This window comes from Actinomycetospora sp. NBC_00405 (genome assembly GCF_036044095.1).
GTDB lineage: Bacteria > Actinomycetota > Actinomycetes > Mycobacteriales > Pseudonocardiaceae > Actinomycetospora > Actinomycetospora callitridis.
In genome coordinates, this window is the sequence record NZ_CP107938.1 from 5390170 (window position 1) to 5415397 (window position 25228).

20 protein-coding genes and 1 tRNA gene are annotated in these 25228 nt (G+C 75.2%); 17 read left to right on the forward strand and 4 right to left on the reverse strand.

Going from position 1 to position 25228, the window contains the following annotated elements; genetic code table 11:
* Positions 1-282: 282 nt before the first annotated feature.
* Positions 283-1545 (reverse strand): PQQ-dependent sugar dehydrogenase, encoded by a 1263-nt coding sequence (locus tag OG774_RS26560; RefSeq protein ID WP_328305333.1) that lies wholly within the window; start codon positions 1543-1545, stop codon positions 283-285.
* 531 nt (positions 1546-2076) lie between these two features.
* Between OG774_RS26560 and mfd the strand changes: the two genes are divergently transcribed.
* The 7 genes from mfd to OG774_RS26595 all read left to right on the forward strand — a co-directional run bounded on the left by mfd (position 2077) and on the right by OG774_RS26595 (position 12576).
* Complete coding sequence (gene mfd, locus OG774_RS26565; protein ID WP_442874014.1) at positions 2077-5820, forward strand: transcription-repair coupling factor; 3744 nt, start codon at positions 2077-2079, stop codon at positions 5818-5820.
* A gap of 306 nt (positions 5821-6126) precedes the next feature.
* Positions 6127-7140 carry a hypothetical protein gene (locus OG774_RS26570; RefSeq protein ID WP_328305334.1) on the forward strand — a complete coding sequence of 338 codons (1014 nt, stop codon included), beginning with the start codon at positions 6127-6129 and terminating at the stop codon, positions 7138-7140.
* Positions 7137-8036 carry a MazG family protein gene (locus OG774_RS26575; protein ID WP_328305335.1) on the forward strand — a complete coding sequence of 300 codons (900 nt, stop codon included), beginning with the start codon at positions 7137-7139 and terminating at the stop codon, positions 8034-8036. The genes OG774_RS26570 and OG774_RS26575 overlap by 4 nt, the downstream gene beginning before the upstream one ends.
* A gap of 158 nt (positions 8037-8194) precedes the next feature.
* Positions 8195-9064 (forward strand): iron uptake transporter permease EfeU, encoded by an 870-nt coding sequence (gene efeU / locus OG774_RS26580; RefSeq protein ID WP_328305336.1) that lies wholly within the window; start codon positions 8195-8197, stop codon positions 9062-9064.
* A 66-nt stretch (positions 9065-9130) separates the two neighbouring features.
* Positions 9131-10270, forward strand: a complete 1140-nt coding sequence (gene efeO, locus OG774_RS26585; RefSeq protein ID WP_328305337.1) for an iron uptake system protein EfeO — start codon at positions 9131-9133, stop codon at positions 10268-10270.
* Between the two features lie 87 nt (positions 10271-10357).
* Positions 10358-11602: an iron uptake transporter deferrochelatase/peroxidase subunit gene (gene efeB / locus OG774_RS26590; protein ID WP_328305338.1), complete on the forward strand. Its 1245-nt coding sequence runs from the start codon at positions 10358-10360 to the stop codon at positions 11600-11602.
* Positions 11603-11652: 50 nt separating this feature from the next.
* Entirely contained in the window at positions 11653-12576 is a 924-nt protein-coding gene (locus tag OG774_RS26595; RefSeq protein WP_328305339.1) for a lytic transglycosylase domain-containing protein, read from the forward strand.
* Here the strand turns inward: OG774_RS26595 and OG774_RS26600 are convergent.
* Complete coding sequence (locus OG774_RS26600; RefSeq protein ID WP_328305341.1) at positions 12573-13043, reverse strand: tetratricopeptide repeat protein; 471 nt, start codon at positions 13041-13043, stop codon at positions 12573-12575. The two genes, OG774_RS26595 and OG774_RS26600, sit on opposite strands and share 4 nt — an antisense overlap.
* Positions 13044-13208: 165 nt before the next feature.
* Here OG774_RS26600 and eno point away from each other — a divergent pair, with 165 nt between their 5' ends.
* The 9 genes from eno (at position 13209) to OG774_RS26645 (ending at position 22376) form a co-directional block, all read left to right on the forward strand.
* Positions 13209-14495, forward strand: a complete 1287-nt coding sequence (eno, locus tag OG774_RS26605; protein ID WP_274193979.1) for a phosphopyruvate hydratase — start codon at positions 13209-13211, stop codon at positions 14493-14495.
* A 5-nt stretch (positions 14496-14500) separates the two neighbouring features.
* Entirely contained in the window at positions 14501-15223 is a 723-nt protein-coding gene (locus OG774_RS26610; protein WP_328305343.1) for an FtsB family cell division protein, read from the forward strand.
* A complete protein-coding gene (locus tag OG774_RS26615; RefSeq protein WP_328305344.1) occupies positions 15220-15741 on the forward strand; it encodes a DUF501 domain-containing protein in 522 nt (173 codons plus the stop codon). Before OG774_RS26610 ends, OG774_RS26615 begins: the two co-directional genes overlap by 4 nt.
* A gap of 466 nt (positions 15742-16207) precedes the next feature.
* Positions 16208-17182 carry a Ppx/GppA phosphatase family protein gene (locus tag OG774_RS26620; RefSeq protein ID WP_328305345.1) on the forward strand — a complete coding sequence of 325 codons (975 nt, stop codon included), beginning with the start codon at positions 16208-16210 and terminating at the stop codon, positions 17180-17182.
* The gene (locus OG774_RS26625; RefSeq protein ID WP_328305346.1) at positions 17176-17835 is read left to right on the forward strand and encodes a hypothetical protein; all 660 of its coding nucleotides are present in this window, start codon (positions 17176-17178) and stop codon (positions 17833-17835) included. The genes OG774_RS26620 and OG774_RS26625 overlap by 7 nt, the downstream gene beginning before the upstream one ends.
* Entirely contained in the window at positions 17819-18619 is an 801-nt protein-coding gene (locus OG774_RS26630) for a uracil-DNA glycosylase (protein ID WP_328305347.1), read from the forward strand. Before OG774_RS26625 ends, OG774_RS26630 begins: the two co-directional genes overlap by 17 nt.
* A gap of 114 nt (positions 18620-18733) precedes the next feature.
* Positions 18734-18810 (forward strand) — tRNA-Leu (locus OG774_RS26635).
* A 253-nt stretch (positions 18811-19063) separates the two neighbouring features.
* Positions 19064-19960, forward strand: a complete 897-nt coding sequence (locus tag OG774_RS26640) for a PIG-L deacetylase family protein (RefSeq protein ID WP_328305348.1) — start codon at positions 19064-19066, stop codon at positions 19958-19960.
* A 148-nt stretch (positions 19961-20108) separates the two neighbouring features.
* Positions 20109-22376 carry a SpoIIE family protein phosphatase gene (locus tag OG774_RS26645; protein ID WP_328305349.1) on the forward strand — a complete coding sequence of 756 codons (2268 nt, stop codon included), beginning with the start codon at positions 20109-20111 and terminating at the stop codon, positions 22374-22376.
* Positions 22377-22485: 109 nt separating this feature from the next.
* Here OG774_RS26645 and OG774_RS26650 read toward each other — a convergent pair whose 3' ends face one another.
* Positions 22486-22728 carry an antitoxin gene (locus OG774_RS26650; RefSeq protein ID WP_328305350.1) on the reverse strand — a complete coding sequence of 81 codons (243 nt, stop codon included), beginning with the start codon at positions 22726-22728 and terminating at the stop codon, positions 22486-22488.
* A 297-nt stretch (positions 22729-23025) separates the two neighbouring features.
* Between OG774_RS26650 and OG774_RS26655 the strand changes: the two genes are divergently transcribed.
* Positions 23026-23835 carry a Bax inhibitor-1/YccA family protein gene (locus OG774_RS26655; RefSeq protein ID WP_328305351.1) on the forward strand — a complete coding sequence of 270 codons (810 nt, stop codon included), beginning with the start codon at positions 23026-23028 and terminating at the stop codon, positions 23833-23835.
* Positions 23836-24065: 230 nt separating this feature from the next.
* Here OG774_RS26655 and OG774_RS26660 read toward each other — a convergent pair whose 3' ends face one another.
* A complete protein-coding gene (locus OG774_RS26660) occupies positions 24066-25028 on the reverse strand; it encodes a hypothetical protein (RefSeq protein WP_328305352.1) in 963 nt (320 codons plus the stop codon).
* Positions 25029-25228 lie beyond the last annotated feature (200 nt).

The following is a 25228-nucleotide window of genomic DNA, read 5'->3' on the forward strand; positions in this document are numbered from 1 at the left end:
GGCGGGGCGTGCGTCGGGCACGGACACGGCCCCGGTCGCGTGCCGGCTCCCGGGGCGCGACCGGGGGTCGGGGCGGCGCGGGAGGTGCCGCGGGCGCCGACATCTGCCGCGTCGGCGGGGGCGTCGGGCCCGGACCCCGGCCGGGGGGCGGGCCGTGGGGACGGTGTGGCCCCGGCGGTCCCGGCGGCCGGCCGGGGCCGGGCGGCGGTGCCCAGCCCCCGCCGTACCCCGGACCGGCCGGTCGGCCCCCGGGCGCGGGTCGCCCGGGGTCGTTCCGACCGGTCACGCGCGGGTCACGCGCAGGATGACGTCGTCGGAGCCGTTGTCGCTGGTCAGGTACAGCGCGCCGTCCGGCCCGAGACGTGCCCCGCGCAGGCGGCCGAACTCGCCGTCGAGCTCCGGCGGCACGGTGACCTCGACGATGCGGTTCTCGTCGGCGCCGGTGCCCGGGCGCATGAAGTAGAGCTTCTCGCCCTTCTGCGCGGACACGGCGAGCACGCCCGCGATGTCCCCCCAGGCGGGCCCGTCGAGGAACGCCGCGCCGCTGATCGCCTCGGTGGGGTCGCCCGAGCTCCACGCGGCGGGGACGGCCTCCGGGTAGCGGTCGAGGTCGGTCATCGGCACCGACTCGTCGTAGCCGCCGGGGCTCTCGCCGCCCTGGGCCGGGTCCCAGCCGTAGTTCGAGCCGGGGATGACGACGTTCACCTCGTCGTCGATGTCGGGGCCGTGCTCGGCGCTCCAGCCACGCCCGGTGCCGGGCTGGATGGCGACGGCCTGCACGTTGCGGTGCCCGTAACCCGAGACGAGGCGCTCCGCGGCGCTGCCGGAGGCGGCGAACGGGTTGCCCGGCGCGGGGCCGCCCGTGGCGGGGTCGATGCGCAGCACCTTGCCGCCGAGCGACCCGCGGTCCTGCGGGATCGTGGCGCGCGCGGTGTCGCCGGTGCCGACGAGCAGCATGCCGTCGGGGGCGAAGGTGGGCCGGCACCCCGAGTGGCGTCCCGACGGGTTCACCGGCAGGCCGCCGACCAGCGGGTCCTGCACGCGGTCGGCCCGCGTCCCGTCGGGCGAGAGGCGCCAGGACACGACGCGCACGTCGACCGGGCGGCCGCCCTCCTGGTGGGTCTGGCAGGTCACGAACGACCCGGAGGTGGCGACGTCCGGCGCCGCGGCGATCCCCATGAGGCCGCCCTCCCCGCGCGCGTAGACCGAGGAGAGGTCGGCGGCGACGGGCGTGACGCGGGCTCCGGGGCCGAGGCCGGTGACGAGCGAGAGCGACCCGTCCCGCTCGGTCACCAGCATCCGGTCGCCGCCGACGAAGGCGAGGTCCCAGGGGTTCGCGAAGTCGCCGGCCACGGTCTCGACGCGCAGCGCGGTGCCCGTCGGCCCGGCCGGCGTCGACGGCGGTGCGGCGGCTCCGGCACCTCCGCCGGCGGCGGGTGCCGCGCTCGTCCGGTCCGGACCCTCGCTGCACGCGGCGAGGCCCAGGGCCAGCAGCGCCGTGAGGGTGAGCAGGGCCCGCGCCGGGCGTGATCGGCTGGAGGTCACGCGCACGATGATGCCGCGTGACGCGTCCGATTCCCGTGGGGGCCCGATCGGGTGAGCCCGTCGGTGGCGAATCTGGGCCGGTCGGCGGCACGGGGTCGGCGAACGGGTGGCGCTGCTGGTCGTCCCGTCGAACGACGGCATGCCTGTTGAAGACGAACGGACCGCACGGTACTTTTTGCGCGGCGCCGCACCGCCCGTGCGATCCGGGGGGCACGCACGGAGGTCGGGTCCGTCGAGGAGTCGTCGGCCGCGGGGAGCCGGCGACTCCGACCCGAACCGGTCGGAGACCCGCCCCCCGCCGCCCGCGGTGTCCGTCACAGGCCATCCTGCCCGGCCGTCGGGGCTCGCACGTACCCTGGAGTCCTCCCCGGCGCGCCCGCTCCTGCGCTCGCGCCCGACGGTCCGTCGAAGGGTCCCTGAAGCTTGTCGCCCGCCGCGTCTCCTGCTGTCTCGCCTGCCGTCACCACCCCGGGTCCTCTCGACGGATCCGCTGCGGGGCTCCCCGCGGGACCCACCGCGCCCCTCGCCGCCCTGCTGCCCGCGGCCCTCGCCGATCCCGGGCTGCAGGACGTCGTCGCGGCCGCCGGACGGGACGTCGCCGTCGAGGGCCCGACGGGGCTGCGGCCCTTCCTCGCCGCGGCGCTCGCCGCCGCGCCGGGCGAGGGCGCTGCGGTCGGCGGGGCCGGTGCCCCGGTCCTCGTGGTCACCGCCACCGAGCGCGAGGCCGAGGAGCTGACCACCGCGGTGGGCGAGCTGCTCTCCCCCGACGAGGTCGCCCTCCTGCCGAGCTGGGAGACGCTGCCCCACGAGCGGCTCTCCCCGCGCGCCGACACCGTCGGCCGGCGCGTCGCCGTGATGCGGCGCCTGGCCCACCCGGAGGCGCCGGACACCCCGGACGTCCCGCTGCGCGTCGTCGTCACGGCCACCCGCAGCCTCATCCAGCCCGTCGTGCCCGGGCTCGGCGACCTCGAGCCGGTGCGCCTGGCCGAGGGCACCGAGTACGAGCTCGAGGCGCTCACCGCCCGCCTCGTCGACCTCGCCTACGCGCGGGTCGAGATGGTGGAGAAGCGCGGCGAGTTCGCGGTGCGCGGCGGCATCGTCGACCTCTTCCCGCCCACGGCCGCGGCGCCGGTGCGCGTGGAGTTCTGGGGCGACGAGGTCTCCGAGCTGCGCTGCTTCTCCGTCGCCGACCAGCGCTCGCTGCCCGACGGGGGCGGGGGGGAGGCCGGCACTGCCCGGCCCGCCGAGGTCGTCGCCCCGCCGTGCCGCGAGCTGCTGCTCACCGAGGCCGTGCGCGCCCGCGCCGCGGAGCTGGCCGCCGAGCACACCAAGGACAAGGCCCTCGCCGAGCTGCTCAGCCGCGTCGCGGAGGGCATCCCGTCCGAGGGCATGGAGTCGCTGATCCCCGCCCTGCTCTCCGGGGAGGGGGAGACGCCTGAGCTCGCCCTGCTGCCCGAGCTGCTGCCCAGCGGCGGGCACGTGCTGGTCTGCCACCCCGAGCGCGTCATCACCCGCGCCGCCGACCTCGTGCGCACCGGCCAGGAGTTCCTCGAGGCGTCGTGGCTCGCGGCCGCGGACGGCGCCGACGGCCGCGCCCCCATCGACCTCGGTGCCTCGGCCTACCGCGACCTCGGCGACGTGCGCGCCGTCGCCGCGAAGGCGGGGCGGCCCTGGTGGACGCTGTCGAGCCTCGCGACCGACCCCGACGTCGAGGACGACTCCCACACGCGCGAGGGGGCCCGGGTGCTGCGGCCCGGGTTCACCGCCGTCGAGGCCTACCGCGGCGACATCGCCCGCGCGGCCGCCGACCTGCGGGGGCTCGCCGCGTCCGGCGGCATCGGCGTCGTCGTCGTGCCCGCCGCCGGCACGGCCCAGCGGGCGGCCGAGCAGCTGCGCGAGCACGAGGTGCCGGTGGTCCTCGCGACCGGGGCGAGCGGAGCGACGGGAGAGCAGACGTTAGGGCTCCTCGGCGCGCCGCAGCCCGGCGTGGTCACGGTCGCGCGCGGGTCGCTGGCCGACGGCGTGACGGCGGGCGGGACGCCGCTGGTGATCGTCACCGAGTCCGACCTGACGGGCAGCCGCTCGAGCGGCGACGGCGTCGTGAAGCGGGCGCCGGTGAAGCGGCGCAACGCCGTCGACCCCCTCACGCTCCAGACGGGCGACTACGTCGTCCACGCCCAGCACGGCATCGGCAAGTTCGTCGAGATGACCCAGCGCACCACCGGCACCGGCCCGGCGCGCACCACGCGCGAGTACCTGGTGCTGGAGTACGCGAGCTCGAAGCGCGGGCAGGGAGCCGGAGGAAGTGTGGGCGACCGGCTGTTCGTCCCCACGGACCAGCTCGACCAGGTCAGCCGTTACGTCGGCGGCGAGCTGCCGACGCTGAACAAGCTCGGCGGCTCCGACTGGTCGAAGACGAAGTCGAAGGCGCGCAAGGCGGTCCGCGACATCGCGGCGTCGCTGGTGCAGCTCTACGCGGCGCGCCAGTCCGCGCCCGGGCACGCGTTCGCGGCCGACACCCCGTGGCAGCGGGAGATGGAGGACGCGTTCCCGTTCACCGAGACGCCCGACCAGGCGTCGGCGATCGACGAGGTCAAGGCCGACATGGAGAAGGCGGTCCCGATGGACCGCGTCATCTCCGGCGACGTCGGCTACGGCAAGACCGAGATCGGGGTGCGCGCGGCCTTCAAGGCGGTGCAGGACGGCAAGCAGGTCGCGGTGCTCGTGCCGACGACGCTGCTCGCCCAGCAGCACCTGCAGACGTTCACCGACCGGATGCGCAACTTCCCGATCACGGTGAAGGGGCTGTCGCGGTTCACGCCGGCCAAGGAGGTCGACGGGATCCTCCGGGGCCTCGCCGACGGCAGCGTCGACGTCGTCGTCGGCACCCACCGGCTCCTGCAGACCGGGGTGTCCTGGAAGGACCTCGGGCTGGTGATCATCGACGAGGAGCAGCGCTTCGGCGTCGAGCACAAGGAGCACATCACCGGGCTGCGCGCCCACGTCGACATGCTCTCGATGTCGGCGACGCCGATCCCGCGCACCCTGGAGATGAGCCTCGCCGGCATCCGCGAGATGTCGACGATCCTCACCCCGCCCGAGGAGCGGCACCCGACGCTGACCTACGTCGGCGCCCAGGAGCCCAAGCAGATCGCCGCCGCGATCCGGCGTGAGCTGCTCCGCGACGGGCAGGTCTTCTACATCCACAACCGCGTGCAGTCGATCGACGACGCCGCGGCCAAGCTGCGCCAGCTCGTCCCCGAGGCGCGCATCGTCACCGCGCACGGCCAGATGCCCGAGGAGCGCCTCGAGCGCACCGTCAACGAGTTCTGGGAGCGCGAGCACGACGTCCTGGTCTGCACGACGATCGTCGAGAACGGCCTCGACATCTCCAACGCCAACACCCTGATCGTCGAGCGCGCGGACACGCTGGGGCTCTCGCAGCTCCACCAGCTCCGCGGTCGCGTCGGCCGCGGGCGCGAGCGGGGGTACGCCTACTTCCTCTACCCGGCCGACCAGCCGCTCACCGAGACCGCGCACGACCGCCTCGCCACCATCGCCCAGCACTCGGAGCTGGGCGCCGGCACCGCGGTCGCGATGAAGGACCTCGAGATCCGCGGGGCGGGCAACATCCTCGGCGCCGAGCAGTCCGGGCACATCGCGGGCGTCGGGTTCGACCTCTACGTGCGCCTGGTCGGCGAGGCCGTCGACGCGTTCAAGGCGCACACCGACGCCGCGGGCGACGGCGACGAGCCGCTGGCCGAGGTGCGCGTCGACCTCCCGATCGACGCCCACGTGCCGCACGACTACGTCGACACCGAGCGCCTGCGCCTCGACGTCTACCGCAAGATCGCCGAGGCCGGCGACGACGCGGCCCTGGACGCGGTGCGCGAGGAGCTCGTCGACCGCTACGGCGAGCCCCCGGTGCCGGTGACCAACCTGCTGGCCGTCGCCGCGTTCCGCCAGGTCTGCCGGCGCCACGGGATCACCGAGGTCGCGGGGCAGGGCAACCAGATCCGGCTCGCGCCGGTCGACCTGCCCGACTCCGCGCAGATGCGCCTGAAGCGCCTCTACCCGCGGGCGCAGTACAAGGCGGCGTCGCGCACCCTCTCGCTGCCCCGGCCCGTGGAGGGCCAGGACGGGCGGGGCCCGGTGAAGATGGGCGCCGCGCCCCTGCGCGACCTGGCGCTGCTGGCCTGGTGCGAGCAGCTGTTCACCCAGCTCTTCCCCGCGCCGGCGCCGGCGCCGGCGGGCGCGGCGACGGCGGCGCCCTGACGGCCCCGTGCCGGAGCGCGCGGGGCGGCCGGGGGGACGCTCGGTGGGATCTCGCCAGTCCGATCTCTCGACGGTGCCGCCAGTGCTGGTGCGAGGGGCACGTACGGCAGGCGCGCGGACCGGTCGATCATGCGCAACGTGCCCCTCGCCGGGCGCCGGACCATCCTGCGGCGGACCGAGGGGCGCCGCCGCCGCGACAGCACTGGTGACGGGCTCGAGAGATCGAACTGACGAGGTCGCGCCGGGGGCACCCGGCTCCCGGGAAGTACGGGGCGGCCGGGGAGACGCGTCCGGGCGGGTGAGAAGGTGACCACCGTGCGTCGCCTGCTGCCGATCGTCACGTCGGTGCTCCTCGGTCTCGTCGTCCTGGCCGGGTGCGGGACGGGGCCGTCCCAGGTGGACGCCGCGGCCATCGTCGGCGACCAGGTGATCACGATCGACGACATCCAGGGCCGGCTGCGCACCGCGGTGCCGGACCTGCGGATCGCGGTCGACCAGCAGGGGGCGCAGCAGGGCATCGCGCCCGGCGCGCCGATCCCGCCCCAGCTGCTGGCCCAGGAGTCGCGCCGGCTGGTGACGGTCCGGGTGCTGCACGAGCTGATCGCGGAGCAGTCGCGTCGCGACGGGATCGTCGTGCCGCCGCAGCGGGTGGACGCCGAGCTCGCCCGGGTCGGCGGGGCGGAGGCCGCGGCGCAGGGCAGTGGCTTCGACCCCGCGACGATCCGCGAGCTCGTGGGCGACCAGGTCGCCGCCGCCGAGATCGGCCGCCGCGTCTTCGACCGCCTGGGCGTCACGATCGACTACGCCGCCACGCCGGACCGGGCGTCGGCGGAGGCCCTGGCCGCCCAGGTCGCCGCCGACCCGACGCGCGCCGACCGCCTCTTCGCCGGCGCGCCCGGTGGGGCGGGGGCGAGCGGGCTCGCGCTGCGTCCGGGCCAGAACCAGGGCGCCGAGCTCCGGTCGTCGGCGTCGTCCGTGCTCTTCGGGCTGCCCGCCGGCACGGTGGCGATCGCGCCGAGCGGCTCGTCGAGCTCGCAGACCGGCCAGCAGCAGGACCCGGCGCAGGGCCCGTGGACGGTCATCCACGTCCGCGAGCGCACCCTCGACGCCCCGCCGCCCGGGCCGGGCGTCACCCCGGCCGGCGCGGTCGACGAGGACACGATGTTCGGGTTCGGCCTGCGCATGCTCCAGCCGCTGGCCCTCGAGGAAGGGGTGACGGTGAGCCCCCGCTACGGCACCTGGGACCCGACGCAGCTCGACGTGGTCGAGGACCCGGCGGCCGCGGGCGTCATCACCCCGGTGCGCAGCCCGGCCCCGTGAGCACCGGCACCACCACGACCGTCGCCGTCGACCCTCGGCTCGGCGCGGTCCTGCCCGCCTCGGCGGTGCGCACGGTCGCTTCGGCCGACCAGGTGCGCCTGCACCCCGACCTGCCCGCGGAGCTCGCGGAGGCGTTCGCGCGCGACCTCGGCGCGGTCCGGGCGGACACCCCTCGGGCCGAGGGCGCGGTGGTCGAGCTCGTCCCGGGGACCGGGGACCGGCCCGGCGCCGAGCTCCTCGAGGCCGTGCGCGTCATGGACCGCCTGCGCTCGCCCGGCGGCTGCCCCTGGGACGCCGCGCAGACGCCGGAGTCGCTGCTGCGCTACCTCGTCGAGGAGACCTACGAGCTCTACGACGCCGTCGCCGACGACGACCGCGAGGCCGTGCGGGAGGAGCTGGGCGACGTCCTGCTCCAGGTCCTCTTCCACGCGCGGATCGCCCAGGAGGACCCGAGCGCGCCGTTCGGGATCGACGACGTGGCGCAGGAGCTCGTCGCCAAGCTCGTCGGCCGGCACCCGCACGTGTTCGGCGACGGCGAGGTGATCACCGGAGCGGCCGAGCAGCAGGTGCGCTGGGAGGAGCTCAAGGCGGTCGAGAAGCGCCGGGCCTCCGCGCTGGAGGGCGTCGCGCGGGCCCAGCCCGCGGCCGCGCTCGTCGCCAAGTACCTCTCGCGGGCCCGCCGGGCGGGTGTGCCCGACGACCTGCTGGCCGCGGCGTCGGACGATCCGCTCTTCACCGACATCGCCGCCGGTCCCGCGGACCCCGAGGGGGCGCTGCGGGCCGCCGCGGACGAGCTGGCCCGCCGGGTGCGGGCGGCCGAGGACGCGGCGCGTGCCGCGGGGGAGGACCCCGCCGCGCTCGACGCGGAGGCCTGGGCCCGCCACTGGCCGGCCTGAGCCCTGCGTCAGCGCTCCGTCAGCACTCCGTCGGGTCAGGGTCAGAATCCGGACAATTGGGCCACCTGGTGTGATCGCTGTTTCCGACGTCTTCCCTCGCCTCACTCAGCGAGGCTAGCCTCACCTCACCGTAGGTAAGGGTGAGCTGAGAGGACGCCATGCTGGGGAACGCCCTGATCGGGCTGCGCGAGGGCCTGGAGGCGTCCCTCGTGGTCAGCATCCTCGTGGCGTTCCTGGTGCGCACGGATCGCCGCCGGGAGCTGCCGAAGGTGTGGCTCGGGGTCGGGATCGCGGTGCTGATCAGCGTCGCCGTCACGCTCGGCCTCACGCTGTCGCAGCAGGCGCTGACGTTCGAGGCCCAGGAGACGCTCGGCGGCGCGCTGTCGATCATCGCCGTCGGCTTCGTCACCTGGATGATCTTCTGGATGCGCCGCGTCGGGCGGACGATCGCGGCCGAGCTGCAGGGCGGCCTGGAGAAGGCGATCGCCATGGGCTCGCTCGCCGTCGTCCTCATGGCCGCGCTCGCCGTGGGGCGCGAGGGCCTCGAGACCGCGGTGTTCTTCTTCGCCGCGGCCCAGGCGGCCGGGGAGACCACCGGGCCGCTCATCGGGTTCCTCATCGGCATCGCGATCGCGATCGTGCTCGCCTACCTGATCTACAAGGGCGCGGTGCAGCTGAACCTGGGGAAGTTCTTCACGGTCACCGGGGTGCTGCTGATCTTCGTCGCGGCGGGCATCCTCGCCTACGGCGTCCACGACCTGCAGGAGGCCGGGATCATCCCCGGCCTCAACACCCTGGCCTTCGACGTGAGCGCCGCGATCCCGGCCGACTCCTGGTACGGCGTGCTGCTCAAGGGCATCTTCAACTTCTCGCCGCAGACCACCGTGGCCGAGGCCGTGGTGTGGGTGCTCTACGTCGCGATCGTGCTGACGCTGTTCCTGCGCCCCGCCCGCAAGCCCGTCCCCGGCTCCGCGCCGGCGGCCCCGGCGGGGAAATCGACTGAGACCTCGGCCGACTCTTCCGTCTGACCCCCTGTCCGACCCCCGACCGCACGACCCCGCGCGCCCTGACGCGCGCTCTCACCGAGGAGAACGATGTCCCGCAGGCCCCTCGCCGCCGTCACCGGTGCGGCACTGGCGATGATCGCGCTGTCCGCGTGCACGAGCACCGCACCCCAGGGTGGTGGCGAGGGCGGGCCGATCCAGGTCAGGGCGTCGGACACCACCTGCGACGTCTCCGCGACCGAGGCGCCCGCCGGCAACGTCGCGTTCTCGATCCAGAACACCGGCACGAAGGTCACGGAGTTCTACGTCTACGGCACGGGTGACCGGATCGTCGGCGAGGTCGAGAACATCGGGCCCGGCCTCTCCCGCCAGCTGCTGGTCGAGGTGCCCCAGGGCGGCCAGTACACGACCGCCTGCAAGCCGGGCATGGTCGGCGACGGCATCCGCGCGCCGTTCACCGTGACCGGCAACGTGCCGGGCTCGACCAGCCAGGACGCCGTGCTCGCCGCGGCGGTCGCCGGCTACCAGCGCTACACCAACTCCCAGATCGAGGCGGGGATCGCGAAGACCCAGGAGTTCGTCGACGCGGTCAAGCGGGGCGACGTCCCCGCCGCCCAGGCGCTCTTCCCGGTGTCGCGCACCTACTGGGAGCGCATCGAGCCGGTGGCGGAGTCGTTCGGCGACATCGACCCGCGCGTCGACGGCCGCGAGGACGACGAGCGCGACCCGGGCGTCGCGTTCACCGGGTACCACCGCCTCGAGAAGGACCTGTGGGTCACGGGCCTGCAGCCGGACTCGGCGGCGATCGGCGACACGCTCATGGCCGACATGCGCGAGCTGCAGACCCGGGCCGCGACCGTGCAGCTGACCCCGGTGCAGCTGGCGAACGGCGCCAAGGAGCTCCTCGACGAGGTCGCCACCGGCAAGATCACCGGCGAGGAGGACCGCTACTCGCACACCGACCTGTGGGACTTCCGCGCCAACGTGGACGGCTCGCAGGCGGCGGTCGCCGCGCTGCGCCCGGCGCTCGACCAGCGCGACCCGGCCCTGGGCCCGGTGCTCGACGCCCGCTTCGCCGACGTCGACCGGCTCCTCGAGCAGTACCGCGCCGGCGACGGCTACGTGCTCTACACCCAGCTCACCGAGCAGGACAAGCAGCGCATGACCCAGGCGGTCGACGCGCTCGGCGAGCCCGTCAGCCAGGTCGCCGCGGTGGTGTCCGGGCAGTGAGGTCCGCAGTGAGGTCCGCAGTGAGGTCCGTGACGTGGCGGCACGACCGCCGCGAGCTGACGATGGCGGCATGACGGGCAGTACCGGATGACGAGCAGCACCGACGAACCCCGGCCGGGCATGTCCCGGCGCCGGCTCCTGGGATGGACCGGCGCCGGGGCGGCCCTGGCCGGGGTCGGCGCCGTGGCGGGCTACTCCGCCGCGGACACCGACCCGCCGCCGGACCCCTCCGGCGGCGTCGTGCCGTTCCGCGGCGTGCACCAGGCCGGGATCGTCACGCCCGCGCAGGACCGGCTGCACTTCGTCGCGCTCGACCTGACGACCGTCGACCGCGCGGCGATCATCAGCCTGCTGCGGCGCTGGACGACCGCGGCTGAGCGCATGACCGCCGGCGCCGAGGCGGCCCCCGGCGGCGCCGTGAACCGGAACCCGGACGCCCCGCCGAGCGACACCGGCGAGGCGCTCGGCCTGCCGGCGTCCGCGCTGACGATCACCTTCGGGATCGGCGGGAGCCTGCTGGACAAGCTCGGCATCTCGCGCCCCCCGGAGCTCGCCGACCTGCCGCCGTTCCAGCTCGACACCCTCGACCCGGCGCTCTCGGGCGGCGACCTCTGCCTGCAGGCGTGCGCCAACGACCCACAGGTCGCGGTGCACGCGGTGCGCAACCTCGTGCGCACCGGCTTCGGCACGACGTCGGTGCGCTGGTCACAGCTGGGCTTCGGGCGGACGTCGTCGACGTCCACGAGCCAGCAGACCCACCGCAACCTCTTCGGCTTCAAGGACGGCACCAACAACCTCAAGGCCGAGGACACCGCCGCGCTCGAGGAGCAGGTCTGGGTGCCGCCCGCGCAGGGCCCCGCGTGGCTCACGGGCGGCACGTACCTCGTGGCGCGCCGCATCCGGATGTACGTCGAGACCTGGGACCGCACCTCGCTGGCCGAGCAGGAGTCGCTCACCGGCCGCACCAAGGGCGAGGGCGCCCCGATCGGGCAGGCCCGCGAGTTCGACATCCCGAACCTGGGCCCCGGCTCCCCGATCCTCGAGGACGCGCACATCCGCCTCGCCTCGGCGCAGAACAACGGCGGCGCCCGCATGCTGCGCCGTGGCTACAACTTCGTCGACGGCAGCGACGGGCTGGGCCACCTCAACGCGGGCCTGTTCTTCCTCGCGTTCATGCAGGACCCCCGGCGCCAGTTCGTGCCGATGCAGAGCCAGCTGGCCCGCAACGACAAGATGATGGAGTACATCCGGCACACCGGATCGGCGGTCTTCGCGGTCCCGCCGGGGCTCGGCGAGGGCGCCTACTGGGGGCAGCCGCTGCTCGAGGGGTGACGGCCGGGTCGGGGGAACCCGTCACCTACCGCCCCGTAATCTCCACGGCGATGAGCGCACCCACCGACCCCTCACCGGGGTCCCGCGATCGTGCCCCGGGGCCCCGCCGGTCGACGGTGCGCAGTGGCGTGGACGAGGGCGGGACCCCGCCACCGCCGCGGCGCAGGCTCGCGCTCGTCGGCCGTCTCGGCCTCGTCGTGGTGCTGCTGCTGGCCGTCGTGGCGACGGTGGTCGTCGTGAGCCAGCGCAACCAGTTCGGGCGCCAGGACGCGGGGGCCGAGGAGATCCCGGCCCTCGAGGTCGCGCCGGCCCCCGTGCAGCTCGGCACCGTCGCGCAGCCTGATGCGCTCGCACCGCCGACGTCGCTCGTGCCGGGCGGCGCGCCCTCGCAAGCGCCCGGGGGCGGTGCGCACACCGTGTCCGGCTGGGCGACCGACATCGCGAGCCGCGTCGACGTCCCCGCCCGCGCCCTGCAGGCCTACGGCCAGGCCGACCTCGCGGTGAAGCAGGAGCAGCCGGACTGCAACCTCTCGTGGGTCACGGTCGCGGGCCTCGCGCGCATCGAGTCGAACCACGGCCGCTACCGGGGCGCCTCGATCGCCGAGAACGGGGACGTCACCCCGCGCGTCATCGGCGTCCCCCTCGACGGCACCGGCGGCAACCGCACCATCGGCGACACCGACGGCGGCGTCCTCGACGGCGACACCGCGCTCGACCGCGCCGTCGGACCGCTGCAGTTCATCCCGTCGACGTGGGCGAAGTGGCGCTCCGACGGCAACGGCGACGGCGTGGCCGACCCGAACAACATCTTCGACGCCGCCCTCGCCGCCGGCCGCTACCTCTGCGCAGGCGGCCGCGACCTCGCCACCGGTCCCGGCTGGCGGGCCGCGGTGCTGTCGTACAACAACTCCGACGAGTACGGCCGCCGCGTCTACGCCGCCGCCGACTCGTACGCCTCGGCCAGCCAGGCCTAGGGGTTGCTGCCGCCCGCCCGGTCGGAGCGTACGGCGATGTTGGCGCTGACCTCGCCCAGGGCCTCCTGGTACTCGGGCCGCGGGTCCATCGCCGCGGCCATGCGCAGCTGGGTGCGGGCCTCGACGAGGCGGCTCTGACGCTGCAGCGTGCGCCCGAGGGCGAAGCGCGCGTAGTGGTCGGCCGGGTCGAGCTCGAGCACGCGCAGGAAGCCCTCCTCGGCGCGCCGGAACTGCGCGGAGGCCAGGTAGGCGCGGGCGGCGAGCAGGTGCACCGAGGCCGCCTCCGGCTCGTCGGAGAGCAGCGGGGCCAGGGCCTTGAGGGCGTCGAGGGGCCGGCGTCGCTCGAGGAGATCCTCGGCACGGCGGAACGCCTCCACCGCCGAGGGCCCCGGGGTGCCGGAGAGGTCGGCGGGGTCGGGCTGCGCGGGATCGGGATCGGGAGCGGGATCGGGGCGGGCGGCGGACATCCCTGCCACCGTAGGCCGCGTCCCGGCGCCGCGCGAGGGACCGATCCGCTCTCGGACGTCCCCGAGCGTGGCGTCTCGGGGAGCCCGGGCACGGCGTCTACGATGCGGGCGACGTGCCGTGCCCCGGGGCGCGGTGAGGCGATCCATCGTTCGGAGGCACGGTCCGTGGCGGTCATCGAGCAGGTCGGCGCACGAGAGATCCTCGACTCGCGGGGCACACCCACGGTCGAGGTCGAGGTGGCGCTCGACGACGGCACGCTGACCCGCGCCGCGGTGCCCTCCGGGGCCTCCACCGGCGAGCACGAGGCGGTCGAGCTGCGCGACGGCGACGACTCCCGCTACCTGGGCAAGGGCGTCGAGCGCGCCGTCGCCGGGGTGCTCGACGAGATCGGGCCCGGCCTGGTCGGCATCGACGCCGCCGAGCAGCGCGTCGTCGACCAGAAGCTGATCGACCTCGACGGCACGCCGGACAAGTCGCGCCTCGGCGCCAACGCGCTTCTGGGCGTGTCGCTGGCCGTGGCCCGTGCCGCGGCCGAGTCGGCCGAGCTCGACCTCTTCCGCTACGTCGGCGGCCCGAACGCCCACGTGCTTCCGGTGCCGATGATGAACATCCTCAACGGCGGCGCCCACGCCGACTCCGGGGTGGACATCCAGGAGTTCATGATCGCGCCGATCGGCGCCGAGTCGTTCCGCGAGGCCCTGCGCTGGGGCGCGGAGGTCTACCAGGCGCTGAAGAAGGTGCTCAAGGGCAAGGGCCTCTCGACGGGCCTCGGCGACGAGGGCGGCTTCGCGCCGTCGCTGCCGCACAACCGCGAGGCGCTCGACCTGATCGTCTCCGCGATCCGCGAGGCGGGCTACACGCCGGGCCGCGACATCGTGCTGGCCCTGGACGTCGCCGCCAGCGAGTTCTTCTCCGACGGCGTGTACCGCTTCGAGGGCGAGACCCGCAGCGCCGCGCAGATGAGCTCGTACTACGGCGAGCTGCTCGACGCCTACCCGCTGGTCTCGATCGAGGACCCGCTCTCGGAGAACGACTGGGACGGCTGGACCAAGCTCACCGGCGACGTCGGCGACCGCGTCCAGATCGTCGGCGACGACCTGTTCGTCACCAACATCGAGCGCCTCGAGGAGGGCATCGAGCGCCGCGCCGCGAACGCCCTGCTGGTCAAGGTCAACCAGATCGGCACGCTCTCGGAGACCCTCGACGCGGTCGCGCTCGCCCAGCAGTACGGCTACCGCTGCATGATGAGCCACCGCTCCGGCGAGACCGAGGACACCACGATCGCCGACCTCGCGGTGGCCACCAACTGTGGCCAGATCAAGACCGGCGCGACGGCCCGCTCCGAGCGCGTGGCGAAGTACAACCAGCTGCTGCGCATCGAGGAGGCCCTCGGCGACGCCGCGCGCTACGCCGGCGACCTGGCCTTCCCGCGCTTCGACCCGGACGCCTGAGCCGCGTGGCCGCGCCCGACCGCCACGACCGCGCCGCCGACGGCCCCGCCGGTCGCCACGCGGGGTCGTCGGGCGGGGCCGGGTCGGGCGGCTCGGGGTCGGGCGGGTCGGGCGGCGGCCGGGGCCGGGGACGCCGCACCGGGCGCGGCGCCGCGCCGTCGGGCACCCGGGGTGCCGGGGCCGCGTCGTCGTCCCGCGGGCGCACGCGGGCCCGTCAGGGGCCTCGCCGCGACCCGCAGCGCGTCGTGCGCCGTCGTCACCCGTTGCGTGTCCCCTCCGGTCCCGCAGCCGCCGCCGCACGGGCGCGCCGCGCCGCCGCCGCGACCGGGGGCGCGCTGGGGCTCTCCACCGCCCGTCGGGCCGCCGTGCTCGCCGTCGTGGTGTGTGCGCTGGCCCTGACCGTGGCGGTGCCGCTGCGCAACTACGTGACCCAGCGCCACGAGATCGCGGCCGTCGCGGCCGAGCAGGAACGCCTGGCGCGCGACGTCGCCACCCTGACCGACGAGCGCGCGGCGCTGCGCGACCCGGCCCACATCGAGGCCCTGGCCCGCGAGCGTCTCGGCTACGCCCGTCCGGGCGAGGTGCCCTACCGCGTCGAGCTGCCGGGCGACGCGAACGCCCCGCGTGACCCCCGAGACGCCGGATCGGGCGCCGAGCTGCCGCCCGCGGAGGCCGACCTGCCCTGGTACGCCCGCGTCGCCCGCACCACCCTCGGTACGGCCCCGTGAGCGACTCCGTGAGCGATGGCGAGCCGACGCAGGACGACGTCGACGCCGTGACCGAACAGATCGGCCGGCACCCCCGGGGCCTGCGCCGGGTGGCGCACCGCTGCCCGTGCGGCCTGCCCGACGTCGTCGAGACCGCACCGCGCCTGGAGGACGGCACCCCGTTCCCGACGCTCTACTACGCGACCTGCCCGCGCCTGACCTCGCGCATCGGCACGCTCGAGGCCGACGGGCTGATGCGCGAGCAGACCGAGCGCCTCGAGTCCGACCCCGACTTCGCCGCGCGCTACGCGAAGGCCCACGCGGACTACCTCGCCGAGCGGGACGCGATCGAGCCGTTGGGCACCGAGGTCAGCGCCGGCGGCATGCCGACGCGCGTGAAGTGCCTGCACGTCCACGTCGCGCACACCCTGGCCCGCGGGCCGGGGGTGAACCCGTCCGGCGACGAGGCCCTCGATCGCCTCGACGCGTGGTGGCACGCCGGGCCGTGCGTCGGCGCGTCCGCCGACGGCTCCGGCTGATCCGAAACGCCCCCGACGGGCTGACGCCGCGGCGCTCCACCGGGCGACGGACCCGGGGCTGATCCGTCCCGATCTCCGGCACGCACCGTGGCGTGGGGATCCCGGCCGGGTGGACCCGCACCCCGGCCCGGTCACGACCCCCCTCTCGGTTTGATCGACACGCGCGCCGCACCCCAGGATGGTCCTACTGGTTCCCCCGACCGGTGCAGTGCGACGGTGCGGACGGCCCGTCGTACACCGGGTACCGGGCTCGCGCCGGGACGCCTCGCGGCGGCCCCGCGGGGCCCGCCCGCAGCCCGGCCGCCGGGCGCCCCCTCCCGCCGGGGCGCCCGGCGACCGGACCGGACGTCCGTTCCCGATGAGATCTCGACGACCCCGCCCCCGGCGGAACGGCCCCGTCCTCGCTAGCGTCGACACCCGAGCCCGGGCGAGCGGCCCGGGGGAGCACCACGTGCAGGGGGCGTCCATGCCACGCGTCGCGGCCGTCGACTGCGGAACGAACTCCATCCGGCTGCTGGTCGCCGACGTGACCGTCCGCGAGGACGGCTCTGCCTGGCTCAAGGACGTGCACCGCGAGATGCGGGTCAACCGGCTCGGCCAGGGCGTGGACGCCACCGGCCGCCTCGCGCCGGAGTCGCTGGCGCGCACCCGCGAGGCGCTCGGCGCCTACTCCGAGATGCTGCGCCGCCACGGTGTCGCCGTGGGGCCCGACACCGTGCGCGTCTGCGCCACCTCGGCCACCCGCGACGCCGAGAACCGCGAGGAGTTCTTCGGCGCGGTCCGCGAGATCGTCGGGGTCGACGCCGACGTCATCACCGGGGACGAGGAGGCCCGCCTGTCGTTCGCGGGCGCGGTGGCCGACCTCGACCCGGACGAGGGCCCGTTCGTCGTCGCCGACGTCGGGGGCGGGTCCACCGAGATCGTCACCGGCACGTGGGACGCGGTGCGCGCGGACGTCACGGCGGCCCGCTCGACGGACGTGGGCTGCGTGCGGCTGACCGAGAAGTTCCTGCACGACGACCCCCCGACCGCGGAGCAGATCACCGAGGCCGAGGAGTTCACCCGCGCGACGCTGGCGCCCGCGTTCGCCGACGTGGCCGTCGCCGACGTCCAGACCTGGGTGGCCGTCGCCGGCACCGCTACGACGCTCGCCGCGGTGGGCATGGACCTGCGGACCTACGACGCCGACCGCATCCACCTCTCGCGCCTCGGGCTGGACGACGTGTGCGCCACCGCGCGGCGTCTGGAGGCCATGCCCCGCGAGGAGCGGGCGGCGCTCGGCCCGATGCACCCCGGGCGGGTCGACGTCATCGGTGGCGGGTCGCTGGTGATGCGGGTGCTCGCCGAGGAGCTCGCCGAGCGCACCGACGTCACCGAGCTCGTGGTCTCCGAGCACGACATCCTCGACGGGATCGCCCGGGCGCTGGCGGCCCGGTGGTGACAGCCCGGCCGGCCGACCCGCCGGGCGTTCCCCGCACCGGGGCGCCGGGCGTCCTGCCGCTCGCGGCGCTCGTGCTCGCCCGGCGGGTGCGGGCGCTGGTGGCCGTCACCGTCGTCCACACCACCGTGCTCGCGGTGGCGGCGTGGCTCGCGGGCAACGGGCCCACCCTGCCGAGCGTCGCGGCGCTCGCCGCGCACCTCGCGGTCTCGCTGGCCGCGGCGCTGCCGGTGCGCTGGCAGTTCGCGGGCGACCCGGCCCGCCGCGAGCAGCGGGCCGTGCGCGCGATGACCGTGTCGTTCGTGGTCCTCGCCGTCTACAGCACCGTCGACGCGATCACCGACGCGCTCGCGCCCGCCCGGCCGGGGGAGACCCTGGTCGGCGGCCTGCTCGGTCTCGTCGCCGTGGTCGCGCTGCCGCTGCTGGTCGCCGCCGACGCCCGGGCCTCCCGGGCGCAGGGCGCCGATCGCGACCCCCGCGTCCGGCCCGCCGCGCCCCCGGTGCTGGTCGTCGCGCTGTGCGCGGTGCTGCTCGCGGCGTCCGGCGTCGACCTCCTGGCGGGCATGGTCGTGGCGCCGTCGGTGGCCGCGCCGGCCGTGTCGGCGGTCGTGGCCGTGCTCTCGGCGCGGGAGGCGTGGGGTGCCTGGCACCGCTGACCCCGCGCTCGTGTCCGACCTCCCCGCGCTCGACGCGGCGGTGTCGGAGTGCCGGGCCTGCCCGCGCCTCGTGGCGTGGCGGGAGGAGGTGGCGGCGACCAAGCGGGCCGCGTTCCGTGACGAGACGTACTGGGGCCGCCCGGTGCCCGGGTTCGGTGCGGTCGACGCGCGGCTGCTGATCGTGGGTCTCGCCCCCGCGGCGCACGGCGCCAACCGCACCGGGCGCATGTTCACCGGCGACCGCAGCGGCGACGTCCTCTACGCCGCGCTGCACGCCGTCGGTCTCGCGTCCCAGCCGACGTCGGTCGCGATCGGCGACGGCCTCGAGCTCTACGGGGTCCGGATCACCGCGCCCGTGCGCTGCGCCCCGCCCGAGAACAAGCCCACGCCGGACGAGCGCGACCGCTGCCGGCCGTGGCTCGCCCGCGAGCTCGCCCTGCTGCGCGACACCGTGCGCGCGGTCGTCGTGCTGGGCGGGTTCGGGTGGCAGGCGCTGCTCCCCGTGCTGGCCACCCCGGATCCCGCGGGCGGGCACCCGGGCTGGGTGGTGCCGCGTCCCCGGCCGGCCTTCGGGCACGGGGCGCACGTGACGCTCGAGCCGGCCGAACCCGGCGAGGCGGCCCCGCTCGAGGTGTTCGGGAGCTACCACGTCAGCCAGCAGAACACCTTCACCGGACGGCTCACGCCGGCGATGCTCGAGGACGTCCTGGCCACCGCCGCCCGCGCCGCCGGCCTGGAGCCGACCCTCCCGGAACGGACCATCCCGGAACGCCACGACGGCTAGGGTCATCCGCGTCGGTGAGCCAGGCACCGTGGTGACCGCTGGACGCGGCGCCGCGGTCGGTAGGTCACGCGACGAAGGAGCGTGAGCTGCCGAACTGGCTTGCCGCGACTCCGAGCCCTCGTAGCCCAATCGGCAGAGGCAGGCGACTTAAAATCGCCGCAGTGTGGGTTCGAACCCCACCGAGGGCACCACCTGATCGCCGACCGGATCATCACCCGTCTCCCCGGCTCGTCGTCTGCCCGTCACCGTCGACACCCCGGCCGGTCGACCGCGTGTCACCCGCCCGTCGCAGCGGCGGCGCGGAGAGCGGTCGGCCCGGTGCTGCGGCCCGCGGTGATCGACCGCTCGGGCGCCCGGGACGAACCGCTCGACGCCCACCCCCGAAAAGCTGCTCCGAACGGGCGAGAAGATCGGCGAGACTTTTCCGCAGGGAGGTGAGGCGCCGTGGCTGACCCGGGGGACCTGTCGGGGCGGATCCCCGCGCCGCAGGGCGCGCGTCCGCCGTGGCGCGAGCTCGAGGGGCTGCGCCCGCTGACGCTGCGGGCGTGCCGGCGTCTCATCGTCGTCGCGCCGCACCCGCGTGACGAGATCCGCGCCGCCGGCGGCCTGCTGCGCCGTCTCGCCGCGCGGCACGCCTCGGTCGACGTGCTCGCGCTGACGGACGGTCCCGGTCGCACGTGCACCCCGCCGGAGGGCATCGCCGTCCCCGATCCCGGCGACCTCGGCGGGGATCTCGGCGGGGATCTCGGCGGGGACTTCGTCGTGCGCCCGGACGACCTCGGCGACCCCGACACCCTGGACATGGTCCTGGCGCGCCTCGAGGGGATCGCGCCGGAGGACGGCGACGGCGAGGAGCCCGCGGGCGACGGCGGCTCCGACCCCGAGGAGATGGCGCTCGCCGACGCGTACCGCGCGCTGGGCGTCGCCGAGGTCCGCCGGCACCGCCTCGGGCTCCCCGACGCCGGGCTGTCGGGCTGCGAGGCCGACGTGGTCGGGGCGCTCAGCGAGATCGTCGGCTTCGTCGAGGACCCGCACGGGCTGTGCGTCCTCGCCCCGTGGTCCGGCGACGGCGACGACGACCACGAGGCGGCCGGGCGCGCCGCGGAGATCGTGTGCGCCGCCTACCGCGTGCGGCTCGTGCGGTGGCTGGACCAGGCGTGGAGCTGGGCAGGGCCGGAGTCCGCCGAGGTGCCGTGGCGGCGGGCGCGCCAGCTCGCGCTGTCGGAGACGGTCCAGGCCCGTAAGCTCGCCGCCAGCGCGGCGTTCGGTGGCCGTCCCGGACGCGATCGCGAGCTGCCCGACGGCTCGGCCCCCGGTCCCCGTGAGGTCTTCCTGGTGTGAGCAGGTCCCCCCTCGTCCTATCGGGTGCTCCGACACCCACCGTGTCCCCCGTGGCGTCACCTGTCCGGACGCTCCTGTCCGGGATCGAACGTCTTCACGGGTGTCATCCGCCGATCGACGTGCGGTGGTGGCCGATAGGCTGCGCCAGGTGACGGGCAGGACGAAGGACGACCACGGTGAGGTGGCGACCGATCACCGCGGGTCGTCCACCGATGTCGGGTCGGACTACACCGCCCAGGCCCAGCAGGTGCGAGACGCCGTCGTCGACGGGGGAGTCGACGGGGGCGGGGTCCGCGAGCCCGACCTCCCGCAGGTGCTGCACACCGCCCCGGCGGCCGTCGCGCTCATCGACCTCGGCGAGGGGCTCGTCACCTACGCCAACGACTCCGCCGCGGGCCTCACCGGCGGTCGCGCGTCGCTGCCGATCGACGTGGACGCCTGGAGCGAGGCTGCCGGCCTGACCGACCTGTCCGGCCGCCCGATGCGCGACACCGCGTCGCCGCTCTCCCGGGTCGCCCAGGGCATCCCCGTCTCGGGCGAGCCGGTGGCCGTCTCCGACGCCGCACGTCGGGGGTCCGAGGCGACCGACGAGGAGCGCGAGGAGGCTGAGGGCCGGCTGCTCTGGGTCACCGGCTTCCCGCTCTCGGAGGCGGTGAACGCCGACGAGCGCCGGCTCGCGCTGGTCGTCTTCCTCCAGCTCTCGGGCGCGGGGGCGCAGCGCCACCTCGAAATGGTGCGCGATCGCGCCGTCGTGGCGACGGAGCTGTCGTTCACGATCTCGGACCCGTCGCGCGAGCAGAACCCGCTGGTGTGGGTCAACCCGGCGTTCTCCCGGCTCACGGGCTACGAGCTCGACGAGGTCCTCGGGCGCAACTGCCGCTTCCTGCAGGGTCCGAACACCGACCCGGCCTCGATCTCGCGGATCCGCACCGCGCTGGCCGAGGAGCGCCCGATCACCGAGGTGCTGCTCAACTACCGGCGCGACGGCACGGCGTTCTGGAACCAGGTGTCGATCACCCCGGTGCTCGACGGCCAGGGCCGGGTCGTCAACTTCGTGGGCGTCCAGTCCGACGTCACCGAGCGCGTCATGGTGGAGAACGAGCGCCGTGCCGCGCTCGCCGCCGCGGAGGAGACCCGTGAGCAGCTCCGCCTGCTCACCGAGTCGACGTCGGCGATGTCGGCGAGCCTCGACACCACCGGTGTCGCCGAGGCGCTCGCCCGCATCATGGTCCCGGCGATGGCCGACTTCTGCTGCGTCGACCTGCTCGAGGACGCCGACGGCAACTCGTCGGTGCGCCGCGCCGCGGTCAACCACCGCGACGAGTCGAAGGTCGACGACGTCCGCGGGCTGGGCCGGTGGATCAGCCCCACCGAGGACGGGCGCGACCCCGTCGGGCAGGCGCTCGGCAGCGGCACGCCCTCGCTGCTGCCCGAGCTCCCGGTCCGTCCCGCGGGCATCGCCGAGCAGCCCGAACTGCTCGGCCGGTACGAGGCACTGCGGCCGCGCTCGGCCGTCGTCGTCCCGTTGCGGGCCCGCGGGCAGGTGCTCGGCGCGCTGACCCTGGGCACGGAGCTGCCCTACGGCCGTCGCTACTCCCAGCGCGACCTCTACCTGGCCGCGGACCTCGCGGCGCGCGCCGGCCTCGCGGTCGACAACGCCCGGCTCTACGCCCGCGAGCACGCCGCGGCGGAGACCCTGCAGCGCAGCCTGCTGCCCGCGGTGCCGCCGATGACGGGCATGACGGTGGCCTCGCGCTACCTCGCGGCCACGGACGGGGCCCAGGTCGGCGGCGACTGGTACGACATGCTCCCGCTGCCCGACGGCGCGGTCGGCCTCGCGGTCGGCGACGTCGTCGGCCACGACCTGCGGGCCGCGGCGGCGATGGGGGAGCTGCGCGGGGTGCTGCGCTCCTACGCCTGGGAGGGCCTCGGCCCGGCCGAGGTGGTCGACCGCTGCAACGACGTCATCAAGGGCCTCGGCATGGCCGCGATGGCCACCGCGGTCTACGCCCGGCTCGAGCGCGGGGACGGCGGCGGCTGGACGATGCGCTACGCCAACGCCGGGCACCCGCCGCCGCTGCTGCGGCGGGCCGACGGCCGGGTCGAGCTGCTCACCGGCAACCTGTCGCCGATGATCGGCGCGACGCGGGAGGTCCCCCGCGAGGAGACGGTGGTGGCCTGCGCGGCGGGGGACGTGTTCCTCCTGCACACCGACGGGCTCATCGAGGCGCCCGGCACCGACCCGGACGAGCGCACTCAGCTGATCGCCGACACCCTCGCCGCCCAGCCGGCGGACATCCCGGTCGAGGAGCTCTGCGACCGCCTGCTCGGCGTGCTCGGGGTCGACGGGCTGCGCGACGACGCGGTCCTGCTCGCCATCCGCATCGACGCCGCGGACGGGCCCGCGGCGGCCTGACGGCCGGCCGAACACCCGGACACCCGAACCCCCGGGCACCCGGACGCACGACGGCCCGGCGCCGTCGTACCGACGGGCCGGGCCGAGGTGTGGATCGGGGGAGTCCGCGTCAGGGACGCGGGGGCTCCTCGCCGGGCGGGGGCGGCGGCGGGCCCTGCCCCTCCGGCGGGGGCGGCTGCTCCTGGCCGCCGTGCAGGTAGTCCTTGGCCTTGTCGCCGAACTGGTCGACCTGCTGCTCGTGGCCGAACTTCGCGCCGACGGCGTCGGTACCCTTGTCGACGTAGCCGTCGGCCTTGTCCGGGTTCTTCCCGGCCCAGTCCTTGGCCTTGTCCGCCATCTTGCCGAGATCCATCCCGACACCCCTTCCTGCCGACTGCGGGGCTCTGGCCCGAGAGTGCCCCGGCCTCGCAGCATGACACCTCCCGCGGGGGCTCATACCCCCGAACGGGGACCTAGACTGGGAGTCGCCCCCCATCTCGGGCGGAAGCGGACACGGGGCGTGGTGACCGCATCCGGTAAAGTTCCTTTTACCGACGCGGGAACCGAAGCCCGCATCCCATCGTTGGACCAGGTGGACGACAGTCCGCGGTCGAACCGGCCGGCGGCATCCCGCCGTCGGAGCCGGCTTCGCGTAGGAGGAGGACGAGAGGTGCGCACCAGCAGCAACCCGGCGTTCCGCAACCTGCCCACCTCACCGGGTGGGTATGCGCGGTTCGGCGCCGCCCCGGCCGGCATGGCCGGCGCGGGTGGCATGTTCGGCGGGGGCGGCAGCCCGATGCCGACGGCGGCGGCCGACGACCGTCCGCTCACCGTCGACGACGTGGTCCAGAAGACGGCCCTCAACGCCGTCCTCGCGATCGCCGTCGGTATCGCGAGCGCCGTGGTCGGCCTTGGGTTCATCGGCATCATCGGTGGACTCGTCGTCGGACTCGTCCTCGCTCTGATCATCATCTTCAAGCAGAGCACCAACAAGGCGCTCGTGCTGGGCTACTCCATCGCCGAGGGCGTGGCGCTCGGGTCGCTGACCGGGCTCCTCGAGAGCGCCAGCAGCCAGTACGCCGGCATCGGCTTCCAGGCGATCCTCGGTGTGCTCGGCGTCTTCATCGGGATGCTGGTCGTCTACAAGACCGGCGCCATCCGGGTGACCCCGCGCCTGACGAAGATGGTCATCGGCGCCGCCATCGGCGTCCTGATCCTCATGGTCGCGAACCTGCTGATCAGCTTCTTCGTCGACGGCGGCCTGGGCCTGCGCTCGGGCGGCCCGCTGGCGATCATCTTCAGCCTGGTCTGCATCGGCATCGGCGCGTTCATGCTGCTGCTCGACTTCGACCAGGCCGACCAGGCGGTCAAGGCCGGCGTCCCCGCGCGGTTCGCGTGGTACCTGGCCTTCGGCTTCATGACCACGCTGGTCTGGCTCTACATCGAGATCCTGCAGCTGCTGAGCTACTTCCGGCAGTAGCGCCGCGGCACCGACGACGGCCCCTCCCGGAACCCTCCGGGAGGGGCCGTCGCGCGTCCGGCGGCAGCGGCCGGCGTGGTGGTGTCGAGCGAGGGCTGCCTTGGGTGCGTTGTGAGCAGCGAGGGACGCCCTGGGTGCGTGGGCGGCGCGGGTGGCGGTGCCGAGCGAGGGACGCCTTGGGTGCGTTGTGAGCAGCGAGGGACGCCTTGGGTGCGTGGGCGAGCTGTGGATCAGGCGGCGCGCTGCGCCCGGACGGCCGGGCGGGGACGTCGCGAGGCGGCGGCATAGGCAGCGAGGAGGTCTCGGCGGACCTGCGCCCGCTCCTCGTGGAGCTGGCGCGGCGTGTGCGCCACGACGTGCACGTCCTGGCCGGTCATGCGGGCCTGGCGTCGCATCGTGTCGCCGAAGGCGTCCGGGTCGGCGTGGTGGCGGAACGAATGGATCTCCCAGGCGAGTCCGACGTCGTCGAGCCACCCGTCAGGTTCGGCGAGGAAAGTCCCGTCCTCGAGGACGAGTCGCGGGTTCCACATCATCGGGGGCAGTTCCGCGATCGAGGCTGCGAGCGAGCGGGCCCACGCTTCGGGCACCGAGCGCACGCCGTCCTCGATCTCGGCGAGGACGGGTCGCACCCGGGCCGTTCCTCGGCCGCAGCCCGACTCCAGTTCCGAACGGAGCGCTCGCGCCGTCGTGAACCTGCGCTGGACCGCCTCGGCGAGGAGCGCGCGTCGATCGTCGACCGCCGTCATGCGGCACGCCGCCTCGACGACGGCTCGCACGACGGGGGCGACCGGGAGCCCGTGGATCTCCGTCGGCGTCGGGAGTCGGTGGGTGCGCACCACCGTGATCGGGGGTCGGGACACCCGATGGCGACCGTGCTCCACGAGCACCAGCGCGGTGCCCTCGGGATCCTTCGGGAGGCGCTCGAGCCCGTGCAGACGCGCGGCCGCCGCACCCGAGAGCACGGCGCCCCGTCCCGCGTACAGGACCGCGCCGGCGAGGCGCTGCTCGTCCGTTCGCGGCGTCCCCGTCAGGGAGATGACGCCGTAGGCGCTCCGATCCCAGACTCCGGCCCCGACCCGGCGCGCGATCGTGCTCGAGAGCACGCCGAACTCCAGGAGGTCGGCATGCCGGATCTGGTCGTGCAGGGCGGCCTGGCGGACGGCGACCCAGTCGATGGTGCGACGGCTGCTCACACGGGTTTCGACGGAGCCGGGGTCTCGGAGGTTCCATCAGCCGTGACGGCGGGCGGCGGCCGGCGAGCGAGGGTCACCCGGACTGCCTCCCACGCAGTCGAGGTGACCCTCGCTCCACGAGCTCGCGTTACCCGAGGCCCGTGGACGGCGAGCGAGGGACGCCCTCGCTGCGTCCCACGCAGTCGAGGTGACCCTCGCTC